The organism is Neisseria bacilliformis, from assembly GCF_014055025.1.
Taxonomy (GTDB): Bacteria; Pseudomonadota; Gammaproteobacteria; order Burkholderiales; family Neisseriaceae; genus Neisseria; species Neisseria bacilliformis.
The window spans coordinates 1312312-1334224 of sequence record NZ_CP059571.1; the positions used below are offsets into that span (position 1 = coordinate 1312312).

The following is a 21913-nucleotide window of genomic DNA, read 5'->3' on the forward strand; positions in this document are numbered from 1 at the left end:
AGCAAGGTTGGACACCTGCGGGCATTTTTGACGCGGCAGACGTGGATTTTTACCAAAAACACCGCCGCAAGGCTGATTGTCAACAGACCCTACTTTATCGGCTTTATCGGCCGGGTTTGCGTTGTCTCTCAATATGTTTTCAGACGGCCTTTTGTGTTACGGGATGGTGGTAAAACGGGAACCGCGTGCGTGGCTGCGCCACACACCCTACTTCATCGCCCGCTTTTCCGTTGTGGGCAGGATGTTTGCTTTTGTTGTTCCGATATAGGTTTTCAGACGGCCTTTTGTGTTTCGGGATGGTGGTAAAACGGGAACCGCGTGCGTGGCTGCGCCGCACACCCTACTTCATCGCCTGTTTTGCCGTTGTGGGCGGAATGTTTGCTTTTGTTGTTCCGGTATGGGTTTTCAGACGGCCTTTTGTGTTCGGGAGAGTGGTAAAACAGGGGTCGCGTGCGTCGCCTTGGGGCGGCGCACACTACCTTGGCGGCAGAGGCCGTCTGAAAGCGGGGGGTTAGTTTTTCAGACGGCCTTTGTTGTCTTTTTTCTGGTTGGCGATGCCCATGAGCAGGGCGAGGATGGTCATGATGGAGAGGGTGGCGGTGCCGCCGTAGCTGACGAGGGGGAGGGGGACGCCGACGACGGGGAGGATGCCGCTGACCATGCCCATGTTGACGAAGGCGTAGCAGAAGAAGGTCATGGTGAGCGCGCCGGCGAGGGTGCGGCTGTACAGGTTGGGGGCTTGGGCGGCGATGTAGAGGCCGCGGGCGAGGATGATGAGGTAGACGGCCAGGAGCAGGAAGTTGCCGATGAGGCCGAATTCTTCGCCGTATACGGCGAAGATGAAGTCGGTGGTGGATTCGGGGATGTAGTCGAGGTGGGTTTGCGTGCCGTTGAGCCAGCCTTTGCCCCACACGCCGCCCGAGCCGATGGCGATCATGGATTGGATGATGTGGTAGCCGTCACCCAGGGGGTCTTTGGTGGGGTCGAGCAGGGTGAGGACGCGGGTTTTCTGGTAGTCGTGCATGACGTAGTTCCACATCAGGGGCAGGGCGGCGACGGCGGCGACGAGGGCGGCGAGGATGACTTTCCAGGGCAGGCCGGCGAAGAAGACGACGAAGAGGCCGGAGGCCATGATGAGGGTGGCGGTGCCCAGGTCGGGCTGTTTGAGGATGAGAAAGACGGGCACCATGACGATGACGGTGGCGGTGAGGTAGTGGTGCCAGCGCAGGTTGCCGCTGTTGCGTTGCAGGTACCAGGCAACCATCATGGGCAGGGCGATTTTCATGATTTCGGAGGGCTGTATGCGGATGCCGAGGTTGAGCCAGCGGGTGGAGCCGTTGACGGTTACGCCGAAGAAGTGCACGCCGACGAGCATGAGTACGCCGAGCAGGTAGGCGGGCGGGGCGAATTTGGCGAGGGTTTGCGGTTTGGTGCGGGCGATGAGCCAGATGAGGGCGAAACCGATGACGGTGTGCATGGTTTTGCTTTCCAGGCGGCCGATGTCCTGCCCGTCGGCGGAGTAGAGCAAAAAGAGGCTCATGACGTAGATGATGAGCATGGCGTAAAACAGCCAGGGGTCGATGGGCTGCCAGATGAGGCGTTTGGCCTTGGCGATGATGTTTTCGTTCGGGTTCATGGCTTGGGCTCGGAGGCGGCGGAGGCGGGGAGGCCGTCTGAAACGGGTGCGGAGGCGGGTGTCTGCGCGGCTTCGGGCTGTGCGGCGCGGAAGGCGCGGGTAACGGGGTTTTCAGACGGCCTCTGTACTGCGCCGCCGGCCAGCAGGGGGTTGGCGACGGTGGTTTTGCCGCTGTTGTCGACGGGGATTTCGCGGTCGCCGCCGGCTTTGAGGGTGAGCAGGTAGTAGTCGGACAGGGCGCGGGCGAGGGGGGCGGCGTTCGCGCCCCAGCCGCCGTTCTCGAGGATGACGGCGATGGCGATTTTGGGTTTGTCCAGCGGGGCGAAGGCGATGAACCAGGCGTGGTCGCGGTGCTGCACGGCGAGGGCGGCGGCGTTGTAGGATTTGCCTTGGGCGATCTGCACGACTTGGGCGGTGCCGGTTTTGCCGCCCATGCTGTATTTGAGTCCCGCGCCGACTTTGCGGGCGGTGCCGCCCGGTTGCAGCACTTTGGCCATGGCGGCTTTGATGTAGTTGAAGTGTGCCTGTTTGAAGGGTAGGGTGCGGACGGGTTTGGGGTCGATGAGGGTGATTTGCTGTTTGTTGTGGTCGAGCAGTTCTTTGACGAGGTGGGGGCGGTATACCGTGCCGTTGTTGGCAAGGGTGGCGGTGGCGTGCGCCATTTGCAGGGGGGTGTAGGCGTTGTAGCCCTGGCCGATGCTGATGGGCACCATTTCGGCGACGTTCCATTTGCGCCGCGCGGGGGGGAGTTTGGCGAAGCGTTTTTCCTTCCATTCGGGCGAGGGCAGTACGCCTCTGTATTCGTGCGGCAGGTCGATGCCGGTTTGTTGGCCGAGGCCGAACTGGGACAGGTAGGGGTGGGCTTTTTCGATGCCCAGCTCGAAGCCGAGGCGGTAGAAGAAGGTGTCGGAGGAGACCTGTATCGCTTTCATCAGGTTGGCCGAGCCGTGGCCGCTGCGCACGGAGTCGCGGAACATGTGTTTGGTGCCGGGGATGCTCCACGTGCCGGGGGCGGGGACGACGGTGCCGGGGCCGATTTTGCCGCTTTCGAGCAGAGTCATGCCCATGAAGGGTTTGAAGGTGGAACCGGGCGGGTAGAGACCCTGGGTTACGCGGTTGATCATGGGTTTTTGCCAGTTTTCGTTGAGGGCTTTCCAGCTTTCGCTGTCGATGCCGTCGATAAACAGGTTGGGATCGAAGGAGGGGTTGGAGACAAAGGCCAGCACGCCGCCGGTTTGCGGGTCGATGGCCACCATCGCGCCGCGTTTGCCCTTCATCAGGCGCATGGCGTACTGTTGCAGGCGGATGTCCATTGCCAGTTTGAGGGTTTGGCCGTTTTGCGGCGGCACGGTTTTGATGGTGCGGATGACGTTGCCGTAGGCGTCTTTTTCCACTTCGCGGTAGCCCGGAACGCCCAGGAGCTGGCGTTCGTAATAGCTTTCGAGGCCGGATTTGCCGATGTGGGTGCTGCCCCGGTAGAGGGCGGTGAGTTTTTCTTCGCTCAGCCGCGCCTGGTCTTTGTCGCTGATGCGGCCGATGTAGCCGAGAAAGTGGGCGGTTTGCTCGCCGTAGGGGTATTCGCGGAAGGTGCGGGCGTTGATTTCCACGCCGGGCAGGCGGTAGAGGCGGGCGGCGATGCGCGAGGCTTCGTCGGGCGTGAGTTTGAGTTTGAGCGGGATTTTTTCGTAGGAGCGGTATTCGGCGCGGAATTTTTTGAAGCGTTTGAGGTCGGTTTCGGTGATTTCGGCCAGCTTTTGCAGCTCGGCGACGGTGTCGTCGAGTTTGCCTTCGATGCGGCCGGGGATGATTTCGAGCGAGTAGGCGGGGTAGTTGTGCGCCAGCACCACGCCGTTGGCATCGACGATTTCGCCGCGTATCGGCGGGGTGGGGATCAGGGATATGCGGTTGGAGGCGGCCTGGGCGGTGAATTCGCCGTGTTTGTGGATTTGCAGGTAGGCAAAACGCGCCGCCAGTATGCCGAACAGGACGAAAACAAACACGAAGGCGGCAAACAGGCGGATGCGGAAATCGCGTTGGACGGAGGCGTTGTCGCTGCGCGAAGGGGGGTAGGGGCGGTATTTCTTCATCGGCGGCGGCGGGAAAAATGCAGGATGGCCAGCATCAGTTTGTTGAGCATCGGCCAGGCCAGCGCGCCGACCACGGGGGCGAGCAGGCCGGGCAGGCCGATCAGGCGGTGTTCGGTAATCAGGTTGAGGAACAGGACGATCAGGCGGCCGGCCAAAAGGGCGGTGAACACGGCCAGCGACTGGAAGGCGTAGCTTTGCAGGACGATGATGCGCTGGTAACGCTGCATGAAGAACACCATCGGCATATAGGCGAGCGCGTGCTGGCCGAGCGGGGCGGCGATACTGATGTCGATGAGCAGGCCGCAGGCGAAGGCGGTGAACACGCCGACCCACTGCGGGCGGTTGAGCGACCAGTAGAGCAGGGTGAGGGCGGTGGCTTCAGGCAGCCAGAACGACAGGTGCGCGGGAAAGGGGATCAGGTCAAACAGCAGCGACGCGGCGAAAGTGGCGGCGACCAGGCGTTTGGGAATCCGGTTGTGGAAGTCGTCGAAATCGTTCATGGGCGTTGGGGTGTGGCGGGGGCGGCTTCGGAGGCCGTCTGAACGGGCGGCGGTTCGGTTTGCGGCAGCACCAAAACGTATTTGCTGCTGTGCAGGGCGGCGGGCAGGGAGAGGGTGGTGCGGTAGTAGGGCGTGCCGGAGGAGCGTTCGGCCTGATCGACGCGGGCAACGGGAATGCCGGCCGGGTAAACGGAATCCAGCCCGGAAGTTACCAGCAAATCGCCCGCCTGCAAGTCGGCGTCAACCGGAAAATAGCGCAGCACGACGCCGCTGCCGTCGCCGTAGAGCAGGCTGCGCATGCCGGTACGTTCCACCATGACGGGCACGACCGATTGGGCGTTGGTGAGGACGGTGAGTTCGGAAACGAAGGGGTGGACGGCGGTAAGCTGGCCGATCAGGCCGTTGTTGTCCACCACCGCGTCGCCCGGGCGCAGGCCGTTGCTGCCGCCTTTGTTCAGCAGCAGCTTGTCGGAGAGCGGGTTTTTGCCGTTGGAGACGATTTGCGCCGCCGTGCCGCCGCCCAGGGCTTCGGTTTTCAGGCCGTTGAGCCGTTTGAGCTCGGCCAGCTCGCGCTGCGCCGCCGCGCTTTGGCGCAGCATGACCGCCAGCCGCAGGTTTTGCGCCGTCAAATCGCGGTTGGAAGCGATCAGCGACTGTTGGGTGTGCATGAAGGTGCTGCCGTATTCGTACAGTTCGACGGGCTTGTCGGCCAGCCACTGCAAGGGTTTGAGGCTGGCCGACAGATAGGCTTTCATCTGCTGCACGGCGGCATAGCGTCCGTCGAGCACCATCAGCGCGACAGACGCAAGCGACAACACGATCAGCCGGTTGGCGGAACGGTTGCGGATGCGGCTGCGGGCGAAACTCAGGGGACGGGACATGGCGTGCGGCGGGGCGGTTGGCGGATTGGGTTTACGGATTGGCGACGAAGATGGAATTCAGACGGCCTATCAGGTCGAGGGCGCGTCCGGTACCGCGCGCCACGCAGGTCAGCGGGTCTTCGGCAATCATCACCGGAAGGCCGGTTTCCTCGGCCAGCAGGCGGTCGAGCCCTTTGAGCAGCGCGCCGCCGCCGGTGAGCACCAGGCCGCGTTCGGCGATGTCCGCGCCCAACTCGGGCGGGGTTTGTTCCAGCGCGGTTTTGACCGACTGGACGATTTGGTTGACCGGCTCGGTAATGGCTTCGAGCACTTCGTTGGAGGAGATGGTGAACGAGCGCGGGATGCCCTCGGCGACGTTGTGGCCTTTGACTTCGATTTCCTTCACTTCCATGCCGGGGAAGGCGGTGCCGATGTCTTTTTTGATGCCCTCGGCGGTGGCTTCGCCGATGAGCATGCCGTAGTTGCGGCGCACATAATTGATGATGGCTTCGTCGAAAGCGTCGCCGCCCACGCGCACCGAATGCGAGTAAACCACGCCGGAGAGTGACATCACGCCCACTTCGGTGGTGCCGCCGCCGATGTCCACCACCATCGAACCGGTCGGCTCTTCGATCGGCAGACCCGCGCCGATGGCCGCGGCCATCGGCTCTTCGATCAGATAAACCGCCGACGCGCCCGCCTCTTCGGCCGAATCGCGGATAGCGCGGCGTTCCACCTGGGTCGAGCCGCAGGGCACGCAGATCACGACGCGCGGCGTGGCGGCAAAGCGGCTGTTGGTTACCTTTTTGATGAAGTTTTTCAGCATCTTTTCGGTAACGTCGAAATCGGCGATCACGCCGTCCTTCATCGGGCGGATGGCCTGGATGCTGCCCGGCGTGCGTCCCAGCATTTTCTTCGCGTCCGTGCCCACCGCCAGCACCGCGCTGCGGCCGGTGTTCGGGTCGATCTGCATGGCGACCACCGAAGGCTCATCCAAAACAATGCCCTTGGATTTGGTGTAAATCAGCGTGTTGGCCGTGCCCAGGTCGATGGCTAAGTCGTTGGAAAAATAACGGGTAATGAAGCGGGGGAGCATAAGGTTTCCTGAAACTAAAACAGTGTGGATGACATATATGTTTTCAGACGGCCTCAACACTGCTGCATCAGGCCGTCTGAACAGGGGAACTTCAATGACAGGGGCGGGTTTCGGTTATAATTCCGCGCCTGTGTGTGCAAAGCGCGCTATCATACCCTAAATTGCCATTATTGCTAATTAACTTTAAGGAAATTTTCATGTCCCTCACCCCCGCCGACGTCGAAAAGATCGCCCGCCTCTCGCGTTTGGAGCTCAATGCGGACGAACAGGCCGCCATGCTCGGCGAACTCAACAGCGTGTTTGCCATGGTGGAAAAAATGCGCCAAACCGACACCGACGGCATCGCGCCGATGACCCACCCGCACGACCTGCCCCTGCGCCTGCGCGAAGACACCGTTACCGAAGCCGATCACGCCGCCGAATACCAAGCCTGCGCCCCCGACGTGCGCAACCGGCTGTATATCGTGCCGCAGGTGATTGAGGAATAATTTTCAGACGGCCTCAGCTGCGGCAAAAGGCCGTCTGAAAATGCGGCGCGCAAGATGAAAGAAACAGGAAACCCCATGCCAAAATTGCGCGATATTCCCCATGCAGCAGCGCAAACCCGCGCTGCCCTGACTGCCCTGCTGGCAAGGGACGAGGCCGCGCTTGCAGGCTGCATCAGCCGCTACGGCACGGTAGCGGATTATTTGCGGATGTTCGATGAAAGTGCCGCCGGGGCTGCCTTGTCTGCCCCGCCTGCGGAAGAATTGCAGCGTTTGGAGTTGACGCCGCTCTATGCCGACACTGCGCTCGGCGAACAAATCGGCTATGAGTTCGGCGTGGATTTGCGTCTGGCAAACGGGCAGGCATCCGATGTGCTGGTGGTGTTTTACCTCTACACCGGCGGCGGCGTGGAAATCGCCAATATTTTTGTGCCCTAAGCCTGCGCCATCCAACCAACCGAGAAACCCCATGCAGATTACCACCCTCCAACCAGCCAACCTCGAAACCGTCATCGAACACCTGATTTTCCGCATCCGCGCCGCCAGCCGCGCCCGAAACGCCGCCCGCTCCTTCGGCTGGCTGTTTGTGCACGGCTTTGAAGAAGGCGCGGCGTTCGAGTTTGGCGCGGGCGCGGCGGTGAGCGACCCGCAGCTGCCGCTGGAATACGAAACAGGCGGCGAAATTTGGGACTATGCCGACGCTTATGAAAACAAGGCTGACGACGAAGTTCCCGGCGCGCGCGAGCTGGAAGGCGTGTACGAGTGGAGCGAAGCCGACTGGCGGCTGCAAGAGGGCGAAGAGCGCGGCGAAATCACACTGCAATCCGGCACTTGGCAGATTATTTCCAACGGCACGGAATGGCAAACCGTCGGCTTCACCGCAGAAAACGAAGCGGACAACGTGTTCAGCCAACACGTTTACCGCCGCATTCTCGCCGAAGCTGCCCGCCGCTATCCCGATGAAATCCAAGGCTTCGTGCTGGAAATGCACGACAGCGCGCTGCCCCGCCTCTGGATAGACGCCGCCGCACCCGATTGAGCCAAACCGTTTTAGCTTCACTGAAACGCAGTTTTCAGGTAGCCTCCAAGCCGATTACAGGCTGCCTGAAAGCGAAGTTTCAACGCAGCGAAAACAAAATTCCCGCAACACCAAAGCCCGAACCCCACCTTTCAGACGGCCTCAAAGGCTACCTGAAAACACCTTTCCACCCTTTTCCAAACAAAGACCCGAAACCATGCCCCAATACACCCTCAAACAAGCCTCCGCCCTCCTGCAATCCAAACAAATCTCCGCCGTCGAATTGGCCGGCGAATATCTCAAAGCCATCGCCGCGCACAATCCCGCGCTCAACGCCTACATCACCCTCGACGAAGAAAAAACCCTCGCCGAAGCCCGCGCCGCCGACGCGCGTATCGCCGCAGGCAGCGCAACCGCCCTCACCGGCGTACCCATAGCCTACAAAGACATCTTCTGCCAAACCGGCTGGCGCAGCGCGTGTGCCAGCAAAATGCTTGACAACTTCGTCTCCCCCTACACCGCCACCGTCGTGCAAAACCTGCTCGATGAAGGCATGGTAACCCTCGGCCGCGTCAACATGGACGAATTTGCCATGGGCTCGTGCAACGAAAACTCCTACTACGGCGCAACCCGCAACCCCTGGAACACCGCCCACGTCCCCGGCGGCTCCTCCGGCGGCTCCGCCGCAGCCGTCGCCGCCCGCCTCGCCCCCGCCGCCCTCGGCTCCGACACCGGCGGCTCCATCCGCCAGCCCGCCTCACATTGCGGCATCACCGGCCTCAAACCCACCTACGGCACCGTTTCCCGCTTCGGCATGATTGCCTACGCATCCAGCCTCGACCAGGCCGGCCCCATGGCGCAAACCGCCGAAGACTGCGCCATCCTCCTCAACACCATTGCCGGCTTCGACGAGCGCGACTCCACCAGCATCGAACGCGCTAAAGAAGACTACACCCGCGATTTGAACCGCCCCCTAAAAGGCCTGCGCATCGGCCTGCCCAAAGAATACTTTGCCGACGGCGCGGACGAGGGCGTACAGGCCGCCCTGCAAAACACCATCGCCCTGTTGCGCGAACAAGGCGCGCAAACCGTCGAAGTCTCCCTGCCGCAAACCGCCCTCTCCATCCCCGCCTACTACGTCATCGCCTCCGCCGAAGCCAGCACCAACCTCTCCCGCTACGACGGCGTGCGCTACGGACACCGCGCCGCGCAGTTTGCCAACCTCGACGAAATGTACAGCCGCAGCCGCGCCGAAGGCTTCGGCAGCGAAGTCAAACGCCGCATCATGATCGGCACTTATGTATTGAGCCATGGCTACTACGATGCCTACTACCTCAAAGCCCAAAAACTGCGCCGCCTCGTCGCCCAAGACTTTCAGACGGCCTTTGAGCAGTGCGACCTCATCCTCGCCCCCGCCGCCCCCACCGCCGCCCCGATAATCGGCAGCAGCAGCGACCCCGTGCAAACCTACCTGTCCGACATCTACACCATCGCCGTCAACCTCGCCGGCCTGCCCGCCCTCAGCCTGCCCGCAGGCTTCGCCGCCAACAGCCTGCCCATCGGCGCACAGCTTATCGGCAACCACTTCACCGAAGCCCGCCTGCTCGGCGCAGCCCACCAAATCCAGCTTGCGAGCGACTGGCACAGCCAAGCCCCCGCGCTGTAAACAGCACAAGGCAGCCTGAAAACAGAAAAGGCCGTCTGAAAAACCGTTACACCACTTTTCAGACGGCCTCCAACCCGTAGGTCGGATACTTGTATCCTACACCCGCAAGGCAGCCTGAAACCAACGCGTAGGGTGTGTGGCTCTGCCACGCACGCGGTTTATCAAAGATAGCCACCAAAGGAAACAAAAAATGAACACCCAATATGAATCAACCGACACTTTCATCTACTCAGGCTCCAATGATGAAAATACATTAGACATTGAAATTACATATGATGAAGAAGCCTGCCTGTATTCTGTTTTCTTATTCATCTCATCCATTAGGAATCATGATGAAGCCTTTTACGATAATTTCGATATTGAAGATGACGAAATGACTCTCGAAGAAGTTATTGAGGAAGCACAAGGTTGGATTCTCGACCGCGCCACAGATGCCCAAATGACCAAAATGTCCCCCGAAGCACTGGCGCAACTCAAAGCCAACCAAGCCTTGTTTGCAGCCTGAAACCCATGTCCAAACCCTTTCTCAAATGGGCGGGCGGCAAATACAAGCTCGCTCATTTCATTGAAACCCATCTGCCAAGCCCCACCCGCAAACGCCTGATTGAACCGTTTGCGGGTTCGGCTGCTGTGTCATTGTCTTTGGAATTTGAGTCTTACCTCTTAAATGACACCAATGCCGACCTTATCGGCCTGTTTCAAAGCCTGAAAAACCAAAAGCAGGAATTTATCGCCTACGCCTGTTCGTTTTTCACAGCCGCAAACAACGAAAGCGGCCGCTATTACGAATTACGTGAACAGTTTAACAACAGCCGCGATACCGTCGAACGCGCCGCTCTGTTTGTCTACCTGAACCGCCACGCCTTTAACGGCTTGTGCCGCTACAACAGCAAAGGCGGGTTTAACGTGCCGTTCGGCAAATACAAAGCCCCGTATTTCCCCGAAGCCGAAATACTGGCATTTTTGCAAAAAGCCGACCGCATAGAATTAATGTGCGCAGATTTTCAGGCTGCCTTAAACGCAGTAGGTTCAGACGACCTGATTTATTGCGACCCGCCCTACGCACCGTTAAGCGAGACCGCCTCATTTACCGCCTACGCGCAAAACAGCTTTAACGCCGACGACCAACGCCGCCTTGCTGCCACCGCCGAACGCGTAGCCAAACAGTCGCAAGGCGTGCTGATTTCCAACCATGACACGCCGTTTACCCGCGATCTTTACCGCCACGCCCGCTTGGAAGCCATCGAAGTGCAGCGCAACATCGCCGCCAAAGGCAGCAGCAGGCAGAAAGTTGGCGAGATTCTGGCCGTTTATGAATAAAAATCTGTTAGCCGAAGCCGCCGCGCCGTATCAAAGCAGCCTGAAAAAACACGTTTCAGACGGCCTCGTGCTGTATCACGAAGACGCGCTGACCGTCATGCGGAAAATCTTAGACAAACACCCGGAAGGCTGTTTCGACATGATTTTTGCCGACCCGCCGTATTTTCTTTCAAACAACGGCTTTACCTGCCAAAACGGGCAAATGGTTTCCGTCAATAAAGGCGGCTGGGACAAATCGCAGGGCATGGCGGCGGATATGGAGTTTTACGAAGAATGGCTGAGATTGTGCTATGCCCTACTCAAACCCAACGGCACAATCTGGGTATGCGGCACGCAACACAATATTTATCTTGTCGGCTACCTCATGCAGAGCGTCGGCTACCATATTTTGAACAACATCACATGGGAAAAGCCCAACCCGCCACCTAATTTGTCTTGCCGTTTTTTCACGCATTCAACAGAAACATTACTGTGGGCAAAGAAAAACAAAACTGCCAAACACACGTTTCACTACAAAGTCATGAAAGCGCAAAACGGCGGCAAACAAATGAAATCAGTTTGGCAGCTTACCCCGCCAAACAAAACGGAAAAAACGCACGGCAAACACCCTACCCAAAAGCCGCTTGCCCTGCTGGAACGCTGCATACTGGCTGCTTCCAATATCGGCGACTTGGTTTTCGACCCGTTCGCAGGCAGCGGCACAACCGGCGCAGCGGCGTTGAAACACGGACGAAGATTTTGCGGATGTGAAAAGGAAGAAGAGTTTTTTGAGTTGGCTAAGAAGAGGCTAAAAAATGATTAAAGGTGGAAAAGGTGGTGGCAACACCACAACAGGTTTGCATTTTGAGCATCGTACAGACATCAAACGATTATTTGAGCAAATCGATGGGTACTCTTTGAAAGAATCTGAAAACAAGACTGGATATGAAATTTGGTTTAATGGAGAAAAACTTGCTTACTGTTTCAAAAAAAGAGAGCTGTATCGCTTCTTGGAGCAAGAACCATATAACGTCAAATGGCAAGATCATTTGTCTAAACGCTTAGAGCCTGATAATGCGCTATTTGTTATTGTGCGTGATACGTTATTTATCATTGAAATCAAATTCCAACAGGTTGAAGGTTCTGTTGATGAGAAGCTACAAACCTGTGATTTTAAGAGAAAGCAATACACCAAATTAGTACATAATTTAGGCTGGCGGGTTGAGTATGTTTATGTATTGAGCGATTGGTTCAAGCAAGAAAAATATAAAGATACGCTTGATTATATTCACAGTATGAACTGCCATTATCTGTTTAATGAAATTCCACTTAAATGGTTGGGATTGCCCAATAAATGATTAATGCTCCAATAAAAGCAGCCTGAAAAGCCGTCCGAAACCTATTTTCAGACGGCCTCCTCCCAACCCCGACACACACCCTAAAAAACACCATGCCCCAGCCCTTCACCTTCCCCGACTACCCCACCGTTTACACCCAAACCCCCAAGCTCAGCAGCCAATACCTCAAATACACCCTGCGCACCCTGCTGCACCGCCGCCACATCCGCGCCTTTGAAACCCTCATCAACAGCCGCCCCGAATACCAAGCTCTGTATGAGAAACGCCCGCAGGACGCCTACCCCCTGCTGCACGCCTTTATCGACAAACGCCTCAACGCCACCCAACGCCTCGCCGCCATCGAATACGACCTCGCCGCCGCCGTCCGCCACTTCCCCGCCGCCACCCTCGCCCGGCTCGACACCCCCGACACCCCCGTCCCCCTCGCCACCCTTTCAGACGGCCTCACCCTCGTCCTCAACCGCAACGGCATCTGCACCGACGAAGGCATGTGGGCGCTCACCCTCACCGACGAAAACCGCAGCCGCCTCTACACCGCCACCTTCGCCTTCACCCGTGCCGGCCTGCTCGCCGCCTCCGTGCAAGGCCCCGCCGGCAGCGAAGCCAAAGACACCGTGCGCCGCCTCACCAAACAACTCCACGGCCTGCGCCCCCAGCAGCTCATGACCGCCGCCCTGCAATACCTCGCCGCCGCCCTCGGCCTCAATGCCCTCGGCATCGCCCACAGCCGCCAAGCCAAACTGCGCTGGAAACTCAAAAAACGCGTCAAAATGAACTACGACCACTTCTGGCAGGAATCCGGCGCCGCATTGGGCAGCGACGGCCACTGGCACCTCCCTGCCGAACCCCAGCGCAAAGACATAGCCGACATCGAAAGCAAAAAACGCTCCATGTACCGCAAACGCTACCAAATGCTCGACGACCTTGAAGCAGCTTTGAAAACACATTTTCAGACGGCCTGAAAACGTGTTTTCAGACGGCCTGCGTTCATTCCCACCCGATTGCAACACATTGCCCGATAAAGGGAATCAAAATGTCCAAACCCAACCTGTTTTATTGCGCCGCCCTCGTCCTTCTGTGGGCGTAGCCCGCCACCGCGTGCAATCCGCACCACAACGATTACCACGGCTGCATTTACCACCAGCAACGGCTCGCGCACGAACAGCAACTGCAATTCTTACAACAACAAATGCTTTGACCCACGAAATGGGTCTTAACGCACAAAACCAATTGGACGGCATATATAAAGACTACTACCCCGACGGCAGTATCAAATCAATCTCCCAATACCGCAACGGCAAACTCGACGGCGAAATGCGCCGGTTCTACCCCGGCGGCAAACCCGAATACTCCGTGTTTTTCCGAAACGACCAAAAGCACGGCTCGTATAAAGGCTGGTATCGGAACGGCCAACTCATGTTTTCCACGCAAAACTGCAACGGACGCCGCTGCGCCCCTGTGCTGGAATACGACGAGCAGGGAAACTTGGAAATGCGCCAAGAATTTGACGACAACGGCGCGTTCAAACGCCAGCAGCACTACGACCCGCAGGGCAGGCCGCACGGCCTCGAAATTTTCGGCCTCTACCGCGACGGCCGGCCCGTTCTCAACAAAGAAGGCAAAGTGATGATGGATTGCACCGTACAATGGAAACACGGCGTCAAAGACGGCGACGAAACCCACTACAAAGACCGCCCCAAAAGCGGCAAACAACGCGTGGACTACGTCATCAAATGGCAAGACGGGCAGCAACTGCCGCGCTGAACCCGCACGAAACAGGCCGTCTGAAAAGCACGCGATACGGCTTTTCAGACGGCCTCCGCTGTTTTTAGGTGGTGTCGCCCCAAGGCGACGCACGCGTTCTATGCTCTTCAACGGCCGTCTGAAAATCCCCGCAACACGGTTTTCGATAGCCTTCTGCATTGCCAACACCACAATAACCGTCCAACCCAAAAACCGCGTGCGTGGCTGCGCCACACACCCTGCCCCAGCAGGTAAGCAGGTAGATTGGGTTCAACGGCAGAGGCCGTCTGAAAATGCCGTAGGTCGGATTCTCGAATCCGACGTTTCCCCGCAGGGTTGTCCTGCCGCGCGGGATGTCGGATACAGTTATCCGACCTACGGTTTGCATACGGGCAGAGGCCGTCTGAAAACTGTTTTTCAGACGGCCTCTGTGCCGCTGCGGTTTATTGCGGTTTTCTCGCCAGCATGGTGGCGAATTTGAAGCGGATGGGGTTGCCGGCGTCGTCGGTGGCGTGCATTGCACCGGGTTCTTCGCTGTATTCGAGCATTTCCCAGCCGGCGTAGTATTCGCGCAGTTCGTTTTCTTTGAATTTGAACGGGAAGGGCATGGGGCAGGGGTAGTCGGGGGTGTCCATGGCGGAGACGATGAGGTTGCAGCCGCCGGGGAGGGTGTGCGCCTGCATGTCGGCGATGACGGCGGGGACGCGCGCGGGGTTGAGGAACATGAAGACGACGGTGGCGGCGATGAAGCCGTAGTCTTCATCGAGGGCGGCGGCGTTGATGTCGTAGGTGGCGGGCTGTACGGGCAGGTTTTCCTGCGCGGCCAGGTCGGCGAGGGCGTAGAGGGGGGCGGGGTTTTGGTCGACGGCGGTTACGTCGAAGCCTTTGAGGGCGAGGTAGAGGGCGTTGCGTCCTTGTCCGCAGCCTAGGTCGAGTGCCGCGCAGGGGGCGATGCGGGCGGCAGCGGCTTTGACGGCGGAGTGGGTGGCGGTCATGCCGTATTTTTTGCGGAAGTAGTCGGCTTTGTCGCAGTGGAATTCGAGCCGCATGGAAAGGTCGTCGCCGAGGGGTTGGATTTTGTGCCACTGCTGCGGTTCGATGGTGTGGGTGCCGGATTCGGGGGTGAGTTCGGTTGCGGCGAGGATGTTGTCTTGTTCGTCGAGCAGGAAGAATTTCAGACGGCCTGTGAGGACGCGCAGTTTGCCCCATGTGCCTTCCTGGGTGTTGTGGCGGGCGAGGAAGGCGGCGGGGACGGTGTCGGCGTGCCAGACGGGCATTTGTTTGTAGCAGATGAGATCGGGGGTCATGGCGGGTTTCCTTTGGGTAAGCGGGTGGGGCGGTGGTTTGAGGCCGTCTGAAAAACCGTTTTCATGGTTTTTCAGGCGGCCTTTTTGGGCTTAGCGGCGTTCGATGTCGGGGGTGAACACTTCCACGCCGGCGTTTTGGGCTCTGTGGCGCAGGGCGTGGTCGATGAGGACGAGGGCGATCATGGCTTCGGCGACGGGGGCGGCGCGCAGGCCGACGCAGGGGTCGTGGCGGCCGTGGGTGGCGATGGTTACGGGTTCGCCCTGGATGTCGATGCTGCGGCGGGGGGTGGCGATGGAGCTGGTGGGCTTCACGGCAAATTCAGCGCGGAGGGTTTGGCCGGTGGAGATGCCGCCGAGGATGCCGCCGGCGTGGTTGGAGGCGAAGCCCTGCGGGGTGAGTTCGTCGCCGTGGAAGCTGCCGCGCTGGGATACGACGTCGAAGCCGTCGCCGACGGCCACGGCTTTGACGGCGTTGATGGACATCAGGGCGCGGGCGATGTCGGCATCCAGCCGGTCGAACACGGGTTCGCCCCAGCCGACGGGCACGTTGCGCGCTTCTACGGCGAGGCGCGCGCCGACGGAGTCGAGGTCTTTGCGCACGCTGTCCATGTAGTGTTCGAGTTCGGCGATTTGCGAGTGGTTGGCGGCGAAGAAGGGGTTGCGGGCGATGTGTTCGTAGCCCTCGAAGGCGATTTTTTTCTCGCCGACCTGGGTTACGTGGGCGATGATGTCGATGGCAAACTGCTCGCGCAGCCATTTTTTTGCCACTGCGCCGGCGGCGACGCGGGCGGCAGTTTCGCGGGCGGAGCTTCTGCCGCCGCCCCGGTAGTCGCGGATGCCGTATTTGTGCCAGTAGGTGTAGTCGGCGTGGCCGGGGCGGAACTGGCGGGCGATTGCACCGTAGTCTTTGCTGCGCTGGTCGGTGTTGCGGATGAAGAGGGCGATGGGGGTGCCGGTGGTTGTGCCTTCAAACACGCCGGAGAGGATTTCCACTTGGTCGGCTTCGCGGCGTTGGGTAACGTGGCGGCTGGTGCCGGGTTTGCGGCGGTCGAGGTCGGCTTGGATGTCGGCTTCGCAGAGGGCGAGGCCGGGCGGGCAGCCGTCGATGACGCAGCCGATGCCCGCGCCGTGGCTTTCGCCGAAGGTGGTAATGGTGAAGAGTTGTCCGAAGGTGTTGCCTGCCATGTTTTGCTCCTGTGCGGCGGTGTGCGCCAACGCCAAATTAGCGAATTCTAGCACGGCAGCCGTCTGAAAACAGAGATTGGAAAAATGGACATTGCGGATCAGATTAAGACAAATGACAAAAACAAATCAAAATTGACAAAAAAAAAATATGATAATTTTGAAAGCAAGTTATAAATATATGGAAGATACTCAAAGCACCATGTCTATATTCCTTAATTTTGATATTGCACCTGAAACTTTCAGGCAAGAATATCTATACCAAAAACCAAAGTTGTTCAAGAATGCAGTAATAAACCTTGAAGCCGTATCATGGGATGAGATCAACGGGCTTTACCAACGTGCCAATCCTGCTGCTCCATTGTTTCATTTGCGCAAAAAAGGCGTGATTGTTCCCAAAGAAGAATATGTCGAAATATTTGATGACTTGGGAAATATCCGCCACCGTTTTATCAAACCCGTTATCTATGAACACATGCGTAACGGTGCGTCACTTATTTATAATCATATTAACAACGAACCGTTTTCAGACGGCATCGCCCGGCAAATCGGCGCATTAGCGCAGGCGCATACCGTAACCAGTGCCTATCTTTGCTTTGGTAGCGACGAATCCTACAAAAACCATTGGGATACGCGCGACGTATATGCCGTTCAGCTTGTCGGTAAAAAACGCTGGTATCTTTCCGCCCCTAATTTTCCACAGCCGCTGTATATGCAGCAAACCAAAGATTTGAATGTTACAGAACCCGATACTGTTGATTACGACATTGTGCTTGAAGCGGGCGATGTGCTCTACATTCCGCGCGGCTGGTGGCACAATCCGATACCGATGGGTTGCGAATCTTTCCATCTTGCCGTTGGTACATTTCCGCCCAACGGCTATGACTACCTTGAATGGCTGATGTGGAAAGGACAAGGCAAAATTCCCGAAATTGAAAGCCTGCGCCATAGCTTTACAGACTGGCAAACCGATAAAGAACGTCTTGTTGATGTCGCTGAAAAAATTGCCTGTATCATCTGTTCGCCTGAACGCTACGCTGCCTTTTTGGAAGAATTTTTAGGCGAGAAGCGCACCGACAGCATATTTAATTTGGAAAAATTTGCCAATCCTCAAGCCTCCATCCTTGCAGACGACCTTAAGGTCCGCCTGAATACCGTTAACGCATCGACTGCGAAACAGGGGCTTCTGATTGCCAACGGTACGAAAATTAACGCGCAAGGAGCAGGATGTGAAGTTTTGGCTTTTATTTCCACGCATCAACCGGTTGCCATTAGTAAGGTACTGGCGCAGTTCGATGCCGCCAAGCATGAGGAAATCAGAGAGCTTTTGACGCGATTGGCCGATTTGGATGCGGTGGAGGTTTTCTAAAATGGAATATTGGACTTTTTTTATTGTGAAATTTATTTATTTTATGTTTGTTTTTTTAATAGGGTTCTTGTTGTTATTTGGTATGTATTTTGGAAAAGATGTTGTATTATCGAAAACAGGTGTATTAAATATCTTATTTGGATCATTTTTAGGTGCATCTCTTGGTTCAATATTTGAAACATTATCTAGATATATACAAGAAGATGTAAAATAGAAGCTAAATTAAAATTTATTAATATAATATTAAGGATTATTAATGAAAGAATTGAGTATTAAAGATCTATGTTTGGTTGTTGCTGGGGCATCAGTTTCCCCAAGCAGAGGAAATGCAAGCTCCCCTAGTAAGCGGGAATTAGCAAAAGAATGTAGGGATGACATAGTTATGGGTATAGGTGCAGGAGCATCTGTGGGGGCTTTGACAAAAAATGTCTATGCGGCAGGAGTTCTTTCATTAGTTGGAGGAGCTGTAGCAACAAAGATAAGTTCGGAATGCCAAGCTTTTATTAAAATGAATGAATCAAATGCAATGAAATCTTCTTCCGGAAGAGACAAAACCGGCAATGGCTATTCGGACGGCTGTGATTATTGCTGATTCCTTTTTAAACGGCTTATTTTCAAGGCCGTCTGAAACATTATCATCAACCCCCGATTTGTAAAAAGAAACCGTTTGAACAATCATGGATGATCCGACCCCCTTTTTCCGTCCTGAAGTATTTGATGCCCGGCAAAACCGCTGGACGGGCAGGATTGTCCTGTCGCGCCCGTATTCGGGCGTGGTGCTGACTTGGTGTGCGGCAGCGGCGGCTTCGGCGGTGCTGCTGTTCCTGATATTCGGTAGTTACACGGAAAAAACCACGGTTGAGGGGCAGCTGCTGCCTGTGTCGGGTGTAGTACGCGTGTATGCGCCGGATACGGGTGTGATTACGGAAAAATATGTCGGAGACGAGATAAAAGTAAATGCCGGCGACAAGCTGTTTGCACTTTCAACTTCTCGTTTTGACGGCAGTGGCAGCATCCAGCAGCGGTTGGCGAAAGAAGCTGTTTTGAAGAAAACACTGGCGCAGCAGGAATTGGTGCGGCTGAAGTTAATTCATGACAATGAAACGCGCAGCCTTCGTAATACGATAAATCGTCTCAACAGTCAGCTCCTGTATATTAAAGGGCAGGTTGAAAGTCAAAAACGGAGGGTAAAACTTACTGGAGAGTTGTTGCATAAATACCGTTTTCTCGCCACCAGTGATGCCGCTTCAAAACAAGAAGAGATGAATGCGGAAGCCGATATGCTTGAGCAGAAAGCCAAGCTTGATGCTTACCGGCGTGAGGAAGTGGGGCTGATGCAGGAAATCAAAGCGCAGGAACTGTCTGCTGCCAGCCTTCCTCAACGCCATCAAACCGAACAAAGCCAACTTGAACGGGCAATTGCCGATATTTCTCAGGAAATATTGGATTTTGAAATGCGTTCGGAACAAATCATCCGTGCCCCACGTTCGGGCTACGCGGCCACACCGAATGTGGAGGTTGGACAACAGGTCGATCCGTCAAAACTTTTGATGAGCATTGTGCCTGAACACAGTGAACTTTATGCCAATCTATATGTGCCGAGCAAAGCGGCAGGCTTCATTAAGCCGGGTAAAAAGGTAGTACTGCGTTATTAGGCTTATCCGTATCAGAAATTTGGTCATGCCGAAGGTGTGATCGTATCAATTGCCAAAACCTCACTTGGAAAGCAGGAATTTGCAGGATTAGGACAGGTTTTCACTAATTTAACATTACCGAATGAACCGGTATATTTGGTAAAGGCTAAGCTGGACAGGCAGACAATAACGGCTTACGGTGAAGAAAAATCTTTGCAAATCGGCATGACGTTGGAAGCGGATATTTTGCATGAAAACAAGAAATTATATGAATGGATACTTGATCCTTTGTACAGTGTTACAGGGAGGATGAATTGAATAAGGGGCTGTACTAGATAAGCCCTAAATTCCACACCACCGACGCAGCACTTTGAGCTGCTCGGAAGGTGTGCCAAAGTTAAAACGGAACTCGCATTCTTTCAAGAACAGCGGGAAAGATTTTCGGTCGATTCCGTTGTATTTGCGCAGTACGCGCTTTGCCTGATTCCAGAAATTTTCAATGCCGTTGATGTGGTTCTGCCTGTCGGCAAACAGCTTGCTGTGGTTGATGCGTTGGTGGGTAAAGCCACTCACATCCAATACGTCATAGCTGCCCAGGCAATCCGTATAGACAATGCTGTCCGGCATGATTTTCTTTGTGATAACAGTCAGTAAGGTTTCTCTTTTGGCGTTTTCAACCACTACGGTATAGACCTTGCCGCCGCGTTTGAGAATACCGAAAACCGCCGCCTTGCCTGCCGCACCGCGCCCGCGTTTGCCTTTGCGGTGTCCGCCGAAATAACTCTCGTCCAACTCGACCGAGCCGTTAAAAACCATATCGGCTTCCAACGAGAGATGATGGCTGATGACTACGCGAACCTTGCGGTAAAACAGCACTGCCGAATTGGGGTGGATGCCCAATAAATTGGCAGCTGAACGGGCGGTAACTTCGAGTACAAAAAATTGGAGCAGTTTCTTTTGAATACTCTTTTTAGCTTACAACGGGTTATCTTCGTTTTTGCAGTCTAACATGACTGCTTATCTAGTACAGCCCCTTTAACTTTGGCACACCTTCCGAGCAGCTCAAAGTGCTGCGTCGGTGGTGTGGAATTTAGGGCTTATCTAGTACAGCCCCTTTAATTTTGGTGCATAACCTGTTGTGCCGATATCGCCATAAAGAAAATGCTGTTTGTTACGGATTTGATTATAAGTAGTTTGAAGAGAAAGATTAGAATTAAAAAAGTGCTTGTATTCAATAAAAAAAATTGTCATTTATTTGCTTGTCAAACGCCCAGTCTGCGCCGTTATTGAAATTCGGCGGGGTGTCGCGGGCATCTATCCATTCCAGTTTCTCTTCATATGTATTGGGGTCTAGCCCCAAATTGACGCGGGAGTAGCGGGAAACCCCTCTGCGTGGTGCGCCGCGTACAACACGGTGCTGGTGGCGGTGGCCGAAGGTGAGAAAGTTTTTATTGTCGGGCGACCATTCGACTACGCTGTAGAGCGCGTGCGAACGCTGCCTTACTCTGTCTAGAAAGCTGTTGCTGTGCCCGAGCGTGGCGACAAAGCGGCCTTTGAGGGTTTTCGATTCGTTTAACGCGCCGCCGTAGTCGAATTCGATGCGCTTGTCGTTCCACGAGCCGTATTTCAGATTTAACGCCCCCGCTTTGGTGGCAGTGGGACGTTTGCGCATAAAATTGATGCTGGACGAAGGATCGCCCGCGCCCGTTGTCAGCCCCGTCGAGCCGCGCACCACTTCCACGCGGTCGTATAAAAAGCTGTCTTGCGCGGTGCGCCCGCCAAGCATAGAACAGCTGACCATCACGCCGTCGAGCTGGTAGTTATCCACAGGAAAGCCGCGCGAATAGTATTCCGCATCGCTCACGCCGGGTATGGAATCGTTAATTACCGTAATGCCCGGGGTTTCTTCGAGAATATCGTTGAGGTTTTGCAGGTTCTGATCCTGCATCTGCTGCTGGGTGAACACGCTGATGCTCTGCGGCGTTTCTTTGAGTTTCAAATCGAGCTTGGCAGCGGAGGTGCTGCCTTTGACGGTGTAATTGTCGCCGCTCTGGCGCGGGGTGTTGCGGCTGCCGCGCACCACCACGGCGGCAACTTTTCCTTCCGCCTCAACGGCTTCGGCGGCGGTGTTCTGCTCGGGCGGCTTGGCCTCTTCGGCCTGCGCATAAGCGGCAAACAGCGCGGCAATCACGACGGGCAGGGTTTTCGGGGACATTCTTTGCTCCTTGTCTGTTGATGTAAAATGCGGTTTACGGGATTTTACAGAAAGAGCCGGGAGATTTTCAAGAATTGGAATCAGTTGGTGGGCGGGTAGGGGTTTTCAGACGGCCTCTGTTGTTCAAGTAGGGTGGGTCTTGACCCACCAAAACCGCCGCAACGCGCCGCTTCCTGCAACGGTGGGTCGAGACCCATCCTACCCGTCGCGCAAAACGCAGAGGCCGTCTGAAAATCGGGTTTGGGGATTTTAACTTCGTTGAAGCCGCACTTTCAGACGGCCTCTGAACTGTGGAAACCGCGTGCGTGGCTGCGCCACACACCCTACGCCAGCCCCAACCGCCGTCATTCCCGCCTGCGCGCACTACTGTCCGGAATAAAAATCCCCACCCCAAAACAAAAAGGTTGCAGCCCAACGTTTTTACGGGTAAACCCCAGAGCGTCAACTCAAAAACATCA

Annotated in this window: 20 protein-coding genes and 2 pseudogenes; 13 read left to right on the top strand and 9 right to left on the bottom strand. The window is 56.3% G+C overall.

Translation table 11 applies throughout. The annotated features are described in order from the left end of the window. Positions 1–511 precede the first annotated feature (511 nt). The 5 genes from rodA to H3L91_RS06590 are packed head-to-tail and all read right to left on the bottom strand — an operon-like array spanning position 512 to position 6179. On the bottom strand, positions 512–1636 hold the full coding sequence (rodA, locus tag H3L91_RS06570) for a rod shape-determining protein RodA (RefSeq protein ID WP_007342850.1): 1125 nt from the start codon (positions 1634–1636) through the stop codon (positions 512–514). Further along, positions 1633–3723 (bottom strand): penicillin-binding protein 2, encoded by a 2091-nt coding sequence (gene mrdA / locus H3L91_RS06575; RefSeq protein WP_007342851.1) that lies wholly within the window; start codon positions 3721–3723, stop codon positions 1633–1635. Before mrdA ends, rodA begins: the two co-directional genes overlap by 4 nt. Continuing rightward, a complete protein-coding gene (mreD, locus tag H3L91_RS06580) occupies positions 3720–4223 on the bottom strand; it encodes a rod shape-determining protein MreD (RefSeq protein WP_007342852.1) in 504 nt (167 codons plus the stop codon). Before mreD ends, mrdA begins: the two co-directional genes overlap by 4 nt. Continuing rightward, on the bottom strand, positions 4220–5104 hold the full coding sequence (gene mreC, locus H3L91_RS06585; protein WP_007342853.1) for a rod shape-determining protein MreC: 885 nt from the start codon (positions 5102–5104) through the stop codon (positions 4220–4222). The genes mreD and mreC overlap by 4 nt, the downstream gene beginning before the upstream one ends. Positions 5105–5135: 31 nt before the next feature. Next, positions 5136–6179, bottom strand: a complete 1044-nt coding sequence (locus H3L91_RS06590) for a rod shape-determining protein (protein WP_040658896.1) — start codon at positions 6177–6179, stop codon at positions 5136–5138. A gap of 197 nt (positions 6180–6376) precedes the next feature. Here H3L91_RS06590 and gatC point away from each other — a divergent pair, with 197 nt between their 5' ends. From gatC to H3L91_RS06640, 10 genes are all read left to right on the top strand, one after another. Continuing rightward, complete coding sequence (gatC, locus tag H3L91_RS06595; protein WP_040658898.1) at positions 6377–6667, top strand: Asp-tRNA(Asn)/Glu-tRNA(Gln) amidotransferase subunit GatC; 291 nt, start codon at positions 6377–6379, stop codon at positions 6665–6667. 75 nt (positions 6668–6742) lie between these two features. Further along, positions 6743–7102, top strand: coding sequence for a hypothetical protein (locus H3L91_RS06600; protein ID WP_007342856.1), 360 nt, complete (start codon positions 6743–6745; stop codon positions 7100–7102). 31 nt (positions 7103–7133) lie between these two features. Beyond that, the gene (locus H3L91_RS06605; RefSeq protein WP_007342857.1) at positions 7134–7703 is read left to right on the top strand and encodes a hypothetical protein; all 570 of its coding nucleotides are present in this window, start codon (positions 7134–7136) and stop codon (positions 7701–7703) included. Between the two features lie 196 nt (positions 7704–7899). Further along, entirely contained in the window at positions 7900–9348 is a 1449-nt protein-coding gene (gene gatA, locus H3L91_RS06610; RefSeq protein ID WP_007342858.1) for an Asp-tRNA(Asn)/Glu-tRNA(Gln) amidotransferase subunit GatA, read from the top strand. Positions 9349–9538: 190 nt separating this feature from the next. After that, a complete protein-coding gene (locus tag H3L91_RS06615) occupies positions 9539–9853 on the top strand; it encodes a hypothetical protein (protein WP_007342859.1) in 315 nt (104 codons plus the stop codon). 5 nt (positions 9854–9858) lie between these two features. Further along, on the top strand, positions 9859–10668 hold the full coding sequence (locus tag H3L91_RS06620; RefSeq protein ID WP_007342860.1) for a DNA adenine methylase: 810 nt from the start codon (positions 9859–9861) through the stop codon (positions 10666–10668). Then, positions 10661–11470: a DNA-methyltransferase gene (locus tag H3L91_RS06625; RefSeq protein ID WP_007342861.1), complete on the top strand. Its 810-nt coding sequence runs from the start codon at positions 10661–10663 to the stop codon at positions 11468–11470. Before H3L91_RS06620 ends, H3L91_RS06625 begins: the two co-directional genes overlap by 8 nt. After that, on the top strand, positions 11463–12005 hold the full coding sequence (locus H3L91_RS06630; protein ID WP_007342862.1) for a hypothetical protein: 543 nt from the start codon (positions 11463–11465) through the stop codon (positions 12003–12005). The genes H3L91_RS06625 and H3L91_RS06630 overlap by 8 nt, the downstream gene beginning before the upstream one ends. Before the next feature lie 92 nt (positions 12006–12097). Then, on the top strand, positions 12098–12967 hold the full coding sequence (locus H3L91_RS06635) for a VirK/YbjX family protein (RefSeq protein WP_007342864.1): 870 nt from the start codon (positions 12098–12100) through the stop codon (positions 12965–12967). Positions 12968–13211: 244 nt separating this feature from the next. Then, complete coding sequence (locus H3L91_RS06640) at positions 13212–13769, top strand: toxin-antitoxin system YwqK family antitoxin (RefSeq protein ID WP_007342866.1); 558 nt, start codon at positions 13212–13214, stop codon at positions 13767–13769. A 422-nt stretch (positions 13770–14191) separates the two neighbouring features. Here the strand turns inward: H3L91_RS06640 and tehB are convergent, their stop codons facing one another. Next, positions 14192–15055, bottom strand: coding sequence for an SAM-dependent methyltransferase TehB (tehB, locus tag H3L91_RS06645; protein WP_007342868.1), 864 nt, complete (start codon positions 15053–15055; stop codon positions 14192–14194). 90 nt (positions 15056–15145) lie between these two features. Next, the gene (gene aroC / locus H3L91_RS06650) at positions 15146–16240 is read right to left on the bottom strand and encodes a chorismate synthase (protein ID WP_040659517.1); all 1095 of its coding nucleotides are present in this window, start codon (positions 16238–16240) and stop codon (positions 15146–15148) included. A 199-nt stretch (positions 16241–16439) separates the two neighbouring features. Between aroC and H3L91_RS06655 the strand changes: the two genes are divergently transcribed. From H3L91_RS06655 to H3L91_RS06665, 3 genes and pseudogenes are all read left to right on the top strand, one after another. Then, entirely contained in the window at positions 16440–17606 is a 1167-nt protein-coding gene (locus tag H3L91_RS06655) for a JmjC domain-containing protein (protein WP_040659519.1), read from the top strand. Between the two features lie 256 nt (positions 17607–17862). Further along, positions 17863–18198, top strand: coding sequence for a hypothetical protein (locus H3L91_RS06660; RefSeq protein WP_154647204.1), 336 nt, complete (start codon positions 17863–17865; stop codon positions 18196–18198). An 85-nt stretch (positions 18199–18283) separates the two neighbouring features. Then, a pseudogene (locus H3L91_RS06665) lies at positions 18284–19558 on the top strand (HlyD family secretion protein). A gap of 24 nt (positions 19559–19582) precedes the next feature. On the opposite strand, the pseudogene H3L91_RS06670 reads toward H3L91_RS06665, so the two are convergent. Together H3L91_RS06670 and H3L91_RS06675 are read right to left on the bottom strand one after the other, a co-directional pair. Further along, positions 19583–20229 (bottom strand): annotated as a pseudogene (locus H3L91_RS06670) (IS1595 family transposase). Between the two features lie 242 nt (positions 20230–20471). After that, positions 20472–21455, bottom strand: coding sequence for a TonB-dependent siderophore receptor (locus tag H3L91_RS06675; RefSeq protein WP_244958450.1), 984 nt, complete (start codon positions 21453–21455; stop codon positions 20472–20474). Positions 21456–21913: the final 458 nt, after the last annotated feature.